12 protein-coding genes are annotated in these 12,911 nt (G+C 63.9%); 10 read left to right on the top strand and 2 right to left on the bottom strand.

Features of this window, described 5'->3' with window-relative positions:
* Positions 1-5 precede the first annotated feature (5 nt).
* A complete protein-coding gene (locus HHL26_RS10285; RefSeq protein ID WP_066561782.1) occupies positions 6-1,232 on the bottom strand; it encodes a cytochrome P450 in 1,227 nt (408 codons plus the stop codon).
* Positions 1,233-1,502: 270 nt separating this feature from the next.
* Here HHL26_RS10285 and HHL26_RS10290 point away from each other — a divergent pair, with 270 nt between their 5' ends.
* The 7 genes from HHL26_RS10290 to HHL26_RS10320 are packed head-to-tail and all read left to right on the top strand — an operon-like array spanning position 1,503 to position 9,323.
* On the top strand, positions 1,503-2,684 hold the full coding sequence (locus tag HHL26_RS10290) for an acyl-CoA dehydrogenase family protein (protein ID WP_066558057.1): 1,182 nt from the start codon (positions 1,503-1,505) through the stop codon (positions 2,682-2,684).
* A gap of 31 nt (positions 2,685-2,715) precedes the next feature.
* On the top strand, positions 2,716-3,861 hold the full coding sequence (locus tag HHL26_RS10295; RefSeq protein ID WP_066558059.1) for an acyl-CoA dehydrogenase family protein: 1,146 nt from the start codon (positions 2,716-2,718) through the stop codon (positions 3,859-3,861).
* A 25-nt stretch (positions 3,862-3,886) separates the two neighbouring features.
* Positions 3,887-4,903 carry an NADP-dependent oxidoreductase gene (locus HHL26_RS10300; protein WP_197672715.1) on the top strand — a complete coding sequence of 339 codons (1,017 nt, stop codon included), beginning with the start codon at positions 3,887-3,889 and terminating at the stop codon, positions 4,901-4,903.
* Positions 4,896-6,104, top strand: a complete 1,209-nt coding sequence (locus HHL26_RS10305; protein ID WP_066558065.1) for a CoA transferase — start codon at positions 4,896-4,898, stop codon at positions 6,102-6,104. Before HHL26_RS10300 ends, HHL26_RS10305 begins: the two co-directional genes overlap by 8 nt.
* Positions 6,101-6,925, top strand: a complete 825-nt coding sequence (locus tag HHL26_RS10310) for a MaoC family dehydratase N-terminal domain-containing protein (RefSeq protein ID WP_066558068.1) — start codon at positions 6,101-6,103, stop codon at positions 6,923-6,925. The genes HHL26_RS10305 and HHL26_RS10310 overlap by 4 nt, the downstream gene beginning before the upstream one ends.
* Positions 6,926-6,949: 24 nt before the next feature.
* On the top strand, positions 6,950-8,104 hold the full coding sequence (locus HHL26_RS10315) for an acyl-CoA dehydrogenase family protein (RefSeq protein WP_066558070.1): 1,155 nt from the start codon (positions 6,950-6,952) through the stop codon (positions 8,102-8,104).
* 22 nt (positions 8,105-8,126) lie between these two features.
* Positions 8,127-9,323, top strand: a complete 1,197-nt coding sequence (locus HHL26_RS10320) for an acetyl-CoA C-acetyltransferase (RefSeq protein ID WP_066558072.1) — start codon at positions 8,127-8,129, stop codon at positions 9,321-9,323.
* 38 nt (positions 9,324-9,361) lie between these two features.
* Here the strand turns inward: HHL26_RS10320 and HHL26_RS10325 are convergent, their stop codons facing one another.
* Entirely contained in the window at positions 9,362-10,282 is a 921-nt protein-coding gene (locus HHL26_RS10325) for a DMT family transporter (protein WP_237229804.1), read from the bottom strand.
* A gap of 78 nt (positions 10,283-10,360) precedes the next feature.
* Between HHL26_RS10325 and HHL26_RS10330 the strand changes: the two genes are divergently transcribed.
* The 3 genes from HHL26_RS10330 to HHL26_RS10340 all read left to right on the top strand — a co-directional run bounded on the left by HHL26_RS10330 (position 10,361) and on the right by HHL26_RS10340 (position 12,909).
* A complete protein-coding gene (locus tag HHL26_RS10330; protein WP_066558073.1) occupies positions 10,361-10,735 on the top strand; it encodes a cytochrome c family protein in 375 nt (124 codons plus the stop codon).
* A gap of 141 nt (positions 10,736-10,876) precedes the next feature.
* Positions 10,877-12,112 (top strand): CaiB/BaiF CoA-transferase family protein, encoded by a 1,236-nt coding sequence (locus HHL26_RS10335; protein ID WP_066558075.1) that lies wholly within the window; start codon positions 10,877-10,879, stop codon positions 12,110-12,112.
* A gap of 14 nt (positions 12,113-12,126) precedes the next feature.
* A complete protein-coding gene (locus HHL26_RS10340) occupies positions 12,127-12,909 on the top strand; it encodes an SDR family NAD(P)-dependent oxidoreductase (RefSeq protein ID WP_066558077.1) in 783 nt (260 codons plus the stop codon).
* The last annotated feature ends 2 nt before the right edge of the window (positions 12,910-12,911 follow it).

Consider the following 12,911-nt stretch of genomic DNA (forward strand, 5'->3'; position numbering starts at 1 on the left):
CCTCCTCAAGACCAGTCCAGAACCAGATTTTCGATGCCGAACACATGCCCCCCGAACGTGACCGGCGCTGTGCCTTCTTTGATGCGGAAAATGGGGATACGCTTCAGCCATTCCTCCAACCCGACCACGATCTCCCGCCGGGCGAGGTGCGATCCCAGGCAGCGATGAGGGCCATAGGCAAAGGCGGTGTGGCGATTATCCTCCCGCGCCAGATCGATCTTTTCCGGATGCGGGAATTCCAGCGGATCGCGATTGGCGATCATCGTGGCGCAGGACACATAATCGCCCTTGCGGATCGGCGCGCCTTCGAAATCCACATCCTTCGTCGCCACGCGGATCATCTGCACGGTCGGATAGGCGCGCAGCAATTCTTCCGCCGCCAGCACGATGCGCGAGGGATCTCTGCGCAGCAGTTCCTGATCGTCCTGATGCCGCGCCAGATAATTGAGGTCGAACCCGATGGCCGCCGCAACCGTGTCCAGCCCCGCCACGAACAGCAGCACGCCGGTCCCGCGAATTTCCTGATCGGTCAGCGACCGGTCGTCGATCTTCGATTGAACCAGGAAGGACATGAAGTCATCGACTGGCCGCTTGCGCCGTTCGGCCGAGAGTTCGTCGATAAAGGCGATGATGGTGCGCGCCGCGGCGGGCCGCTGGACATTGTCGCCATGCAGCAGCTCATTCGCCCAGGTCACGAACTCGTCCAGCCGGTCATCCGACAGCCCCAGAAAGCGCAGGAAGATATTCACCGCAAAGGGAAAGGCGAACTCCTCCATCACATGGCAACTGGTGCCCGCCGCCGCGATCCTGTCGATCAGGCTGATCGCCCTTTCCCGCACCGCGCTTTCCAACGCCATCACCCGCTTGGGCGACAGCAGCGGATTGAGCAGCGAGCGGAACTTGCCATGTTCTGGCGGGTCCAGTTCCAGCGGGATCATCGGCCAGCTTTCACCCAGAGCAGAGGCGAAAATGCTGCGATGGCTGGAAAAGGTTTCCGGGTCTTGAAGCACCCTCCGCTGGTCCTGCGCGCGGGTGATGACCCAGGTGCCGCGCCCGTCGCGGGTGTTGACCGGGGAATAAAAGATGCGCGGTCCCTGATGCACGACGGCGGCCGCCGCCTGCGGATCGCCATTGGGCGTCGGCTGCATGCCGGGCGAGGAAAACAGGCTGAAATCCCTCACCATGTCCGGCGGAACATGGGCCGGAATCGGTTGGGTCGCAAAGGTTTCCATATGCGCGCTCTCCATTATGCGAACCGCGCTCCCGCGAATCGCCCGCGGTGGCAGCAGCCTTTATCAATTTTGCATTTGAGTATAGTTTATGATGCAGATCAGGCATGTCAACCAGCGCAGCCGTGATGAAGAGGATTGATGTCAATTTTATCCTATGGTGCAATTTATACCTAGCCAGCGGTGCAGAATTGGCATAAGGATTCGGTCATGGAAGCGAGATGCTCCCATCGAAGGGCTGCATGGCCCTTGCGCAGAACAGGGACGGGATGCATGGCCGAGCTGGAGGGAATGGAAGCGCAATTGTTCCGGGAGGAAGCGCGCGCATGGCTGAAGGCGAATTTTCCGCCTTCGCTGACCAATGCCCCATCCATCCATTTCGTCAGCGACCGGCATGCAGCGGAATCCAATGCCGACTGGTGCCTTTGGCGCGAACGCATGGCGGAAAAGCGCTGGGGCGTGCCGACTTGGGAACCGCGCTATGGCGGCGCCGGCCTCACAGAAGCGCATGGCAAGATCATCGGTCAGGAACTGGCAGCGATCGGCGGTTTCAACCCGATCCGCAGCTATGGCACGATGATGCTGGGCCCGACACTGTTGGAATATGGCAGCGAAGAACAGAAGCTGGAGCATCTGCCCTTCATCGCCACCAATGAACGCCGCTGGTGCCAGGGCTTTTCGGAACCGGGCGCCGGGTCCGACCTTGCCTCGCTCCAGACCAAATGCATCGACATGGGTGATCATTGGCTGGTCAGCGGGCAGAAGATTTGGACATCGGGCGCCGATCAGGCCGACTGGTGCTTCGCCCTCGTCCGCACCGACACCAGCCGGAAACAGGGCGGCATCAGCTTCCTGCTGATCGACATGAAATCCGAAGGGGTGGAGGCGCGGCCGATCGTCCTCATCAGCGGATCGACCCATTTCTGCGAGGTCTTCTTCAACGATGTGAAGGTGCCCAAGGGCAATCTGGTTGGAGAGGTCAATCAGGGCTGGGCCATCGCCAAGCGCCTGCTCCAGTTCGAACGCAACAGCCTGTCGGACGTGAAGGCGGAGATCACGCCGCTGGCTGCTCTGGCCCATGAATATTGCGGCACCGACGCGCTGGGCCGGATCGACAATCCCGATCTGCGCACGCGCATGGTGCGCAATGCGATGCGACACGAAGCCTATCTGGCGACGGTATCGCGCCTGACCAGGGAAGCCCGGAGCGGCGAGCCGAGCAATGGCGTGTCCGCGCTCAAAAATCTCTGGTCGGGGATCATCCAGGACCGGGCCGAACTGCTGATCGAACTAATGGGCGCCAATGGCCTTGGCTGGGCGGGCAAGCATTATGCTGACGCCGAACAGGAAGCGACGCGGGCCTGGCTGCACAGCAAAGCCTTCTCGATCTACGGCGGCAGCTACGAAGTCCAGAACAACATCACGGCGAAGCGCACGCTGGAACTGCCGGCCTGACAAAGAGACGAATAAGGATGGGATCGGGAGGATGCTGAACGAAGAACAGCAGATGCTGAAGGACATGGCGTCGGAATGGGTGCGCGATCGCCTGCCCGTAACGGCGCTGCGGTCGCTCTATGGCCATGACGGCGGCGGACGGCCCGATGCGGAGGGCTATGATCCGGAAGCCTGGGCCGAAATGGCGCAAATGGGCTGGGCGGGCATCTTGGTGCCGGAAGCGCATGGCGGATCCGATTTCGGCTATCGCAGCATGGGATTGGTGCTGGAGGAACTGGGCCGGACGCTGGGCGCTTCGCCGCTGCTGAGTTCGGCGCTGGTGGCGGCATCCGCGCTGCGGCTGGGCGGCACGGAAGCACAGCAGGCGCGCTGGCTGGCGAGCATTGCCGACGGATCGGCCATCGGCACGCTGGCGGCGGAGGAAGGCGCGCAACATGGACGCGAGAAGATCGCGCTGACGGCGACGGCTTCGGGTGACGGATGGGTGCTGAACGGCGTCAAACGACCTGTGCAGGACGGCATGATCGCGACCTTCGCCATCATCGCTGCCCGTACCGGCGGCGCAGCGAGCGACCGGGATGGGATCACGCTGTTCCTCGTCGAAAGCAACGTATCGGGCCTGTCACGGGACACGCTGGACCAGATCGACGCGCGCCGCCCGGCCCTCTTCACCTTCGATAATGTCGCCGTGGGCGTCGACGCCGTGCTGGGCGAAGTCGGCAAGGGCGCCGATCTTCTCGACGCGCTGTTCGACCGGGCGGCCATAGGCCTTGCGGCGGAAATGCTGGGCAATGCTTCCCAGGCCTTCGACACAACGCTCCATTATCTCAAGACCCGCGTACAGTTCGGCGCGATCATCGGCTCCTTCCAGGCCTTGCAGCATCGCGCGGCGGAGATGTTCGGAGAATTGCAACTCGCCCGCTCAGCGGTTGAAGCAGCGCTCGACGCCATAGACGCGAATGACCCTGCCCTCCCCGCCCTCGCCTCGCTGGCCAAGGCGACCATGGGGGAGACACTGCACGGCATTTCGTCGCAGATGGTGCAGCTCCACGGCGGCATCGGCATGACCCATGAGCATGATGCGGGCCTTTATCTGAAGCGAGCGCGGGTAGCGGCGCAATGCTATGGCTCGACAGCCTGGCATCGCGAGCGCTGGGCGCGGCTTAATGGCTATTGAGGTGGGGGCTATTGAGGCTAGCAGCATGTTATCGCGTGAAATCCAACTGAAGCGCCGCCCGATCGGCACTCCGCAAGCGGAAGACTTCGCCACGGTCACCGTCGACACGCCGACGCCCGGTCCCGGAGAGGTACAGGTCCGCAACCTCTGGATGGCGGTCGATCCCGCCATGCGCGGACGGATGAGCGACGCCAAAAGCTATGTACCGCCCTTCGCCCTCGATGCGCCGATGGAAGGGCCAGCGATCGGAGAAGTCATCATCTCCAACGATCCGGCTTACTCGCCAGGCGACCTTGTCTTTTCGCGGCGGGGCTGGAGGGAGGTCTTCAACGCCCCCGCCAGCGCGCTCCAAAAGCGGGACAAAAATGCCCTGCCTGCCCAGGCCTGGCTCTGCTTTGCAGGGATGCCCGGCCTCACCGCCTATGCCGGGCTGATGCGGATCGCGCAGTTGAAGCCGGATGACGTGGTGTTCGTCTCGGCAGCATCCGGCGCGGTGGGATCGATCGCCTGCCAGATTGCGCGCAATATCGGCTGCAAGGTGATCGGAACGGCAGGCGGGCCGGAAAAGACCGCTTTCCTGAGCGACGTGTTGAAGGTCGACGCCGCCATCGACTATAAGGCCGAACCCAATTTGACCAAGGCGCTCGCCCGCGAGGTCAAAGCGATCGGCGCCACCGGCATCGACGTCTATTTCGAAAATGTCGGCGGTGATCATTTGCAGGCGGCGCTTGCACTGGCGAACAATTTCGCGCGCTTCGCGGTGTGCGGGATGATCTCGCAATATAATATCACCGACGCGCCGGTCGTGCCGCGCAACCTCACCATGATCATGACCAAGCGCATCCGCATGGAGGGCTTCATCGCACTCGACCATATGGACCTTGAGGGCGAGATGGTGGAGCGGATGACGGCCTGGAACGCCGCCGGGCAGATGGCCTCGGCGGAGACGGTCTATGAAGGGATCGACAAGGCGCTGGACGCTTTTTGGGGCCTGTTCACCGGCGCGAATATCGGCCGGACCATGGTGAAATTATATGTATGAATTGCTGAAAGGCCTGCGGGTCGTCGAGGGCGCCGCCTTCATCGCCGGGCCGTCCTGCGGCCTGCATCTGGCGCAGATGGGCGCGGAAGTGATCCGCTTCGACTCGATCGGTGGCGGACCGGATTACCGGCGCTGGCCGGTCGCACCCAGCGGCGACAGCCTTTATTGGGAGGGGCTGAACAAGGGCAAGAAATCCATTGCCATCGATCTCGGCCGCCCCGAAGGACGCGAACTGGCGGTAGCGCTGGCGACCGCGCCGGGGGAGAATGCCGGGCTGTTCCTCACCAACTATCCGGTGAAGGGGTTCCTCAGCCACGAAACGCTGGCGGCGAAACGCGCTGACATCATCACCGTGCGGGTGATGGGCTGGGCGGATGGATCGCCAGCGGTCGACTATACGATCAACGCCGCCGTCGGCGTGCCGCAGATGACGGGGCCAGCCGATGATGATCGCCCGGTCAACCATGTGCTGCCGGCCTGGGATCTGCTGGGCGGAGCCTATGCCGCCTTCGCCATGACATCGGCCCTCCTCCGCCGCAGGATCAACGGTCAGGGCGCGGAAATCCGGGTGCCGCTGTCCGATCTCGCCGCGTCCAGCCTGTCGCATCTGGGTTCGGTGGCCGAAGTACTGTCCTCAGGCGACCGGCCCCGCATGGGCAACGACCTGTTCGGCGCCTTCGGGCGCGACTTCGTGACGGCGGACGGCAAGCGGCTGATCGTCGTCGCCATCACGCCCCGCCAGTGGTCCGGCCTGCTCAAGACGCTGGACCTCAGCGATGCGGTTGGCGCGATCGAGGCGGAATTGGGCGTCAGTTTCGCCAAGGATGAAGGCGCCCGCTTCACCCACCGGGCGCGCCTCTTCCCGCTGTTCGAGGCAGCATTCGCAACCCGCACGGCCAAAACGCTGAAACCCGCCTTCGACGCGGGCGGCGTGACCTGGGGCGAATATCAGACGCTGCGTCAGGCGGTAACGACCGACCCGCGTCTGTTCACCGCCAATCCGCTGTTCGAGACGCTCACCCATCCGAGCGGCCTCACCTATCCCACATCCGGTCCGGCGGGAACGCTGGCCAATGAAGCGCGGGGCGCCGTCGCGATCGCGCCAAAGCTTGGCCAGCATACGGACGAAGTGCTCGCCACCGTGCTCGGCCTCGACAGCGGCGCGATCGGACGGCTGCATGATGAAGGACTGGTGGCATGACCATCACCGAAACCGACATCGCCCATTGGCGGACCTGGATCGGCAAGACCGAAAGCCGCACCGAAACGCTCGATGCCCAAGCCCTCATCCGCTTCGCCGCCGCCATCGGCGAGCCGCTCAATGTCGGGGAGGTTCAGCCCTCCCTCGCCCATTGGGCCTTCTTCCTGCCCGTCGCCGCCGCCGACCAGATCGGCCCGGACGGCCACCCCAGGCGCGGCGGCTTCCTGCCTCCGGTCAGCCTGCCCCGGCGCATGTTCGCAGCATCCGAAATGGCGTTCAGCGAACCCCTGCTGCTCGACCGGGAAGCCACGCGCATCTCCACCGTGCAGGATGTTGCGCACAAATGCGGCCGCAGCGGCGAGCTGATCCTGCTGACCGTCGACCATCGCATCATGCAAGGGGACAGCGAACGCGTGCGCGAGACGCAGACCATCGTCTATCGCGATGCAGGCGCGCCCACTCCAGCGATCACGCCCGCCGCCTTCCCAGCCGAGGCGCAGGATGTGGCGTGGACGCCTTCCACGGTCGACCTGTTCCGCTTTTCCGCCGTGACCTTCAACAGCCACCGCATCCATTACGACCTGCCCTACGCGACCAGCGAAGAAGGCTATCCGGGTCTCGTGATCCATGGCCCCTTCACCGCCACGAAACTGTTCGGCCACGCCCGCTGTGGCGGACGCGAACCCAGCCGTTTCTCCTTCCGCGCCGTCGCGCCGGTTTTCCAGGGCCAAAGCGTGCTGCTGCGCGAGGATGAAGGCGGCCGCTTCCGCGCCATCCGCTGCGACGGGATGGACGCCATGGTGGCGGACGTCACTTACTGAAAGTTTCAGAGAGGAGATTTCGAGATGGACGCTGAGACGTTCGAACTGTTCCGCACCACCGTCCAGCGCTTTGTCGCGGAAAAGCTGATCCCTGCGGAGGATGCGGTCGAGGAAGCGGATGCCGTCCCCGAAAGCATCATCCAGCAGATGCGCGACATGGGCCTGTTCGGCCTTTCCGTGCCGGAGGAATTTGGCGGCCTTGGCTGCACGATGGCGGAGGAAGCGGCGATCATTCGTGAGATCACCTGCGCTTCGGTCGTGTTCCGCTCGGTCATCGGCACCACGGTCGGCATCGGTAGCCAGGGCATCGTCATGGACGGGACCGAAGAGCAGAAAAGCGAATGGCTGCCCAAATTCGCCACCGGGGAAGCCATAGCCAGCTTCGGCCTGACCGAGCCGGAGGCAGGTTCCGACGCGGGATCGCTCCGCACCGTGGCGATCCGGGACGGCGACAATTACCGCATCACCGGCACCAAGCGCTTCATCACCAACGCCCCGCGCGCCAGCGTCTTCACGCTGATGGCGCGCACCGAACCGGACGTGAAGGGCGCGGCGGGCATTTCGGCCTTCATCCTGCCCGCCAACACCCCCGGCATCAGCTTCGGCAAGCCCGACAAGAAAATGGGGCAGAAGGGATCGATCACCACCGACGTCATCCTGGACGATGTGATCGTCCCGGCGAAGGCTATCATCGGCGGCGTGCCCGGACGCGGCTTCAAGACGGCGATGAAGGTGCTGGATCGCGGGCGCATCCATATCGCGGCGGTGTCGCTCGGCATGTGTCAGCGCTTGATCGACATGGCGCTGCAATATGCGATGGAACGCAAGCAATTCGGCCAGCGCATTGCCGACTTCCAGCTTGTGCAGGGCATGCTGGCCGACATGAAGGTCGACATGCTGACCACCGAAGCGCTGATGCAGTCCGTCGCGGCGAAATTCGACGCGGGCGAACCCGTCAGCCTCGAATGCGCGGCGCTCAAATATTATGCATCCGAAGCCGTGGGCCGGATCGCGGATCGCGCCGTGCAAATCTATGGCGGCGCCGGTTACATGGCCGAATATAAGGTCGAGCGCTTCTATCGCGATGTCCGGCTGCTCCGCATCTATGAAGGCACCAGCCAGATCCAGCAGACCATCATCGCCAAGCAGATGATCCGCCAGGCCGAAGCCTCCCGCTGATCTCCATTTGAAGGACATTCCCATGCGCAGAGCCGCCATCGTCGCCCCCATCCGCACCGCCGTCGGCAAATATGGCGGGTCGCTCAAAAGCTTTTCGGCGGGCGATCTGGGCGCCGTCATCATCAAGGCGCTGGTCGAGCGCACGAAGATCGATCCGGAGCGGATCGACGACGTGGTGTTCAGCCAGGGCTATGGCAATGGCGAGGCGCCCTGCATCGGCCGCTGGGCGGCGCTGGCGGCGGGCCTGCCGGAGTCCATCCCCGGCGTGCAGCTTGACCGCCGTTGCGGCTCCGGGCTTCAGGCGGTGATCGATGCGGCCATGCGCATCCAGACGGGTGCGGCCGATATCGTCATAGCGGGCGGCGTCGAGAGCATGTCGAATGTCGAATATTATTCGATGGACCATCGCTGGGGTGCCCGTTCGGGTTCAACCCAGTTCCACGACCGTCTGACTCGCGGCCGGGTCATGTCCCAGCCGATTGCCCGCTACGGCATCATCAGCGGCATGATCGAGACGGCGAACAATCTCGCCAGGGATTACGACATCTCTCGCGAAGCCTGCGACGAATATGCCGCGATGAGCCACCAGCGCGCCGCCGCCGCCTGGAAGGCGGGCAAGTTCGACGACGAACTGGTTCCCGTCGCCGTGCCCCAACGCAAGGGCGAACCTGTGATGTTCGCCAGGGACGAAGGCATCCGCGCCGACGCGACCCCGGAATCGCTTGCGCTACTCAAGCCCATCGAAAAGGACGGCGTCGTCACTGCGGGCAACGCGAGCCAACAGAATGACGCCGCGGCGGCCTGCCTGGTGGTGGCGGAGGACAAGCTCAGCGAACTCGGCCTCGAACCGATGGGCTATCTGCATAGCTGGGCGGCGGCAGGCTGCGATCCCTCGCGCATGGGGATCGGGCCGGTCCCGGCGGTCGAGCGGCTGTTTGCCCGGACGGGACTTGGCTGGGGCGACATCGATCTGGTCGAACTCAACGAAGCCTTCGCGCCGCAGGTGCTGGCTTGCCTCAAGGGTTGGAACTGGGACGATCGGGACCGACTGAACGTCAACGGCTCGGGCATTTCGCTCGGCCATCCGATCGGAGCGACGGGCGGCCGCATCCTCGCCAATCTGCTGCGGGAATTGCAGCGGCGCGACGGGCGCTATGGTCTGGAGACGATGTGCATCGGCGGCGGCCAGGGTCTCGCTGCGGTGTTCGAGCGGGCCTGACCTAAATCCTCCCCATCGCCAGATGGGGAGGATTTTAACTACTCCGCCCCCTTCCGATCCGGCGACAGTGCAATGATCGCCACCCCAATCAACGCCAGCGTCCCGCCGCCGATCATCACGGCCGTAATCGGCGTCCCGAAATAAAGCGACGCAAACACCGTCGACATCACCGGCGCCGCCAGCATCAACGGCATGATCGTCGAGATCGGATAGCGCTGAAGCAACCATGCCAGCGTCCCCTGCCCAATGATCGTAGACCCCAGGCAGGTGAAGGCAAACCAAGCCACCGGCACCCATCCCACATGCGCCAATCCGGCGATAGCGGGACGCTCGAACATCAATGCGAAGGGCGCCAGCGTCGCAACGCCCATCAGCCCGTTCCAGGCCTGACCGTTCATCACGCTCACCCCGACCAGCTTGCGCTGCACCAGCGTGGCGCCGCCCCAGATCATCGCCGCGCTCGCCATCACCAATATGGCGGGCACTTCGGTCAGGATATGCGGGTCGAACACCAAAGCCGCCACGCCCGCAAAGGCCAGGATGACCCCGGCAATCTTCCGCCCATTGAGCTTCTCCCCCAGCAACAGCGCCCCCAGCAGCAGCGAGAAAGGCACGCTGAGCTGCCCCGCGATCGCCAGCGCGCCGACATTGGTCGCCATGAACAGCGCCAGATTGAGCAGCAACAGGAACAACCCGCCGTTCAAAAAACCATAAAGCGCCAGCCAGCCGGTCCTCCCCGGCAGCAGCCGGATCGCGGGCGCGCACAGCAGAAACACCGTGCCCATGCGCAACGCCACCGACAGCAGCGGCGCCGTCGCGTCCACCACCACCTTCATGGCGATCACGTTGAGCGCGAACATGACATTCACTAAAAGGGCCAGAATCATTCCCGCCGGCCCAAAACGCCGGACCACCTCCGCTGCACCACCCTCCATCGCGCGTCCTTCTTCAATCGCCATTCAGACTCAGGCTGCTATTGGTTTATTTATGCACACTGGTATAGAATCTAGTCGGTAATGAAGGGAAGAGGATAACTGATGATTTCGAAACTCGTCGCGTTCGCCACTGCCATGCTGATTGCGAGCCCCGCACTCGCCCAGGCGGGCGACGCCACCAAGGGCAAGGCGGTCTTCGCCCGTTGCATGGCCTGCCATTCGGTCGATCCGGGCGTGAACCGGCTCGGGCCATCGCTGGCCGGAGTGATAGGCCGCCCATCGGGCACGGTGGCTGGTTTCGCTTATTCCCCCGCCATGAAGAACGCCAAGATTCACTGGGACGCCAAGTCGCTCGACGCGTTCCTGACCAAGCCAGCCACGAAGGTTCCGGGCACGAAGATGATCTTCGCTGGCCTGCCCAATCCGGCGGATCGCGCCAATCTGATCGCCTACCTAGCCAGCGCGAGCAAGAAATAGCATGAAAACTATCCCATAGTGCAAAAATCATTGCACTAGCCGCCCTGTCCCGCTATCTGTTGAGTCAACCGATGCAGCAGAACTTCAGGGACAGGAGCGGATGCGATTTTCCGACGACATGACGATGGCAGGAGCGCAGGCATGAACGCCCGCGCTCTTGAAGGGGTGAAGGTGCTGGACCTTTCGCGGGTTCTCGCTGGTCCCTGGTCGACGCAGATCCTGGCCGATTTCGGCGCGGACGTGATCAAGATCGAGTTGCCCGGCCATGGCGACGACACCCGCGCCTGGGGCCCGCCCTATCTGACCGGCGCGGATGGCGAGCCGGAGATAGGCACCAGCGCCTATTATCTCTCCTGCAACCGCAACAAGCGATCGCTGGCGATCGACCTCGCTACGCCGCAAGGCGCGGACCTCATCCGCAAGCTGGCCGCCGAAGCCGACATATTGGTCGAGAATTTCAAGGTCGGCGGCCTCAAGAAATATGGCCTCGATTATGAGAGCCTGCGTGGCGTAAACCCCCGCCTCGTCTATTGCTCGATCACCGGCTTCGGTCAGAACGGCCCCTATGCCGACCGTGGCGGCTATGATTTCGTGGCGCAGGGCATGGGCGGCTTCATGAGCATCACGGGCGAGGAAAATGGCGGTCCGCTCCGTGCGGGCGTTGCCATGGCGGACCTTTCCACGGGCATGTTCGCCACCGTCTCGATCATGATGGCGCTGCGCCATGCCGACCGTACCGGAGAGGGGCAGCAGATCGACGTATCGCTGCTCGACACCCAGATCGCGATGCTCGCCAATCAGGGGATGAACTTTCTGGTCGGCGGCGTCGTGCCGGGGCGCCTGGGCAATCGCCATCCGACCGTCGTTCCCTACAAGACCTTCGACGTCGCGGACGGCATGATGATCATCGCCATCGGCAATGACCGCCAGTTCCGCGCCTTCTGCACGGAGATGGGCCATCCGGAACTCGGCACCGATCCGCGCTTCGCCACCAGCGCCCAGCGGCTCATCAACCGCGACGCGATCGAGGCGAAGGTGCAGGAGATCGTCCGCCCCTTCCCCCGCGACGAACTGATGGATCGCTTCGTCGCGAAGGGCGTGCCTGCCGGCCCCGTCAACACCATCAAGGACGTGTTCGAAGACCCCTTTGTCGAGGCGCGGCAGACCGTTCACCGCTTCCGCCGCGAGGAGGATGGCGTGGAAATCCCCACCGTCGCCTATCCGGGCAAGCTGTCCGCGACACCCGCCGATTACCGCCATTGCCCGCCACGCGTTGGCGAACATAGCCGTGAGATATTGGGCCAGTGGCTCGGCCTCGACGATGCCGCGCTGGATGCGCTGGCCGCCGAGGGTGCGATCACCCAGCGCCCCGCCTAGGAGAGGACAGACGCATGAAGCTCGACAATAGCATAGCCGCCATCGTGACAGGCGGCGCATCCGGCCTGGGCGAAGCGACCGCCCGCGCACTCGCCGCCAAGGGCGTGAAGGTCGCCCTGTTCGACTTCAACGAGGAGACGGGCAACAGGGTCGCGGCCGAAATCGGCGGCACTTTCTGCAAGGTCGACGTAACCGACGAAGCCTCGGTCGACGCGGGGTTCGAAACGGCCCGCGCCGCTCATGGGCAGGAACGGATCATCGTCAACTGCGCGGGCACCGGCAATGTCGTCAAGACCGCCAGCCGAGACCGCGAAACCGGCGCGATCAAGGCTTTCCCGACCGACCAGTTCGAACGGATCATCCAGATCAACCTGATCGGCACCTTCCGCTGCTGCGCCAAGTCGGCGGCGGGCATGCTGACGCTCGATCCGCTGGAGGACAATGCGCGCGGCGTCATCATCAACACCTCCAGCGCGGCGGCCATAGACGGCCAGATCGGCCAGGCGGCCTATAGCGCGTCGAAGGGCGGCATCGTCAGCCTGACCCTCCCCATGGCCCGCGACCTGATGGGCGAAGGCATTCGCGTCAACGCAATCCTGCCCGGCATTTTCGACACGCCGCTGATGGCGCGGGCGAGCGACAAGGTGCGCGATGCGCTATCCGCCACGGTCCCCTTCCCCAAGCGCTTCGGCAAGCCGGAGGAGTTCGCGACCATGGCGCTGGCGATGATCGAGAATGACTATTGGAACGGCGAATATGTGCGGCTGGATGGCGGCCTGCGCATGCCGCCGCGCTGAGG

Origin of the sequence: Sphingobium sp. TB-6, from assembly GCF_012927365.1 — a bacterium.
GTDB lineage: Bacteria > Pseudomonadota > Alphaproteobacteria > Sphingomonadales > Sphingomonadaceae > Sphingobium.

Coding starts and splice junctions, on each gene's coding strand:
- HHL26_RS10330 (WP_066558073.1), top strand. CDS start 10,361: ATGATTTCGAAACTCGTCGCGTTCGCCACTGCCATGCTGATTGCGAGC.
- HHL26_RS10325 (WP_237229804.1), bottom strand. CDS start 10,282: ATGGCGATTGAAGAAGGACGCGCGATGGAGGGTGGTGCAGCGGAGGTG.
- HHL26_RS10320 (WP_066558072.1), top strand. CDS start 8,127: ATGCGCAGAGCCGCCATCGTCGCCCCCATCCGCACCGCCGTCGGCAAA.
- HHL26_RS10305 (WP_066558065.1), top strand. CDS start 4,896: ATGTATGAATTGCTGAAAGGCCTGCGGGTCGTCGAGGGCGCCGCCTTC.
- HHL26_RS10315 (WP_066558070.1), top strand. CDS start 6,950: ATGGACGCTGAGACGTTCGAACTGTTCCGCACCACCGTCCAGCGCTTT.
- HHL26_RS10295 (WP_066558059.1), top strand. CDS start 2,716: ATGCTGAACGAAGAACAGCAGATGCTGAAGGACATGGCGTCGGAATGG.
- HHL26_RS10310 (WP_066558068.1), top strand. CDS start 6,101: ATGACCATCACCGAAACCGACATCGCCCATTGGCGGACCTGGATCGGC.
- HHL26_RS10340 (WP_066558077.1), top strand. CDS start 12,127: ATGAAGCTCGACAATAGCATAGCCGCCATCGTGACAGGCGGCGCATCC.
- HHL26_RS10285 (WP_066561782.1), bottom strand. CDS start 1,232: ATGGAAACCTTTGCGACCCAACCGATTCCGGCCCATGTTCCGCCGGAC.
- HHL26_RS10335 (WP_066558075.1), top strand. CDS start 10,877: ATGAACGCCCGCGCTCTTGAAGGGGTGAAGGTGCTGGACCTTTCGCGG.
- HHL26_RS10290 (WP_066558057.1), top strand. CDS start 1,503: ATGGCCGAGCTGGAGGGAATGGAAGCGCAATTGTTCCGGGAGGAAGCG.
- HHL26_RS10300 (WP_197672715.1), top strand. CDS start 3,887: ATGTTATCGCGTGAAATCCAACTGAAGCGCCGCCCGATCGGCACTCCG.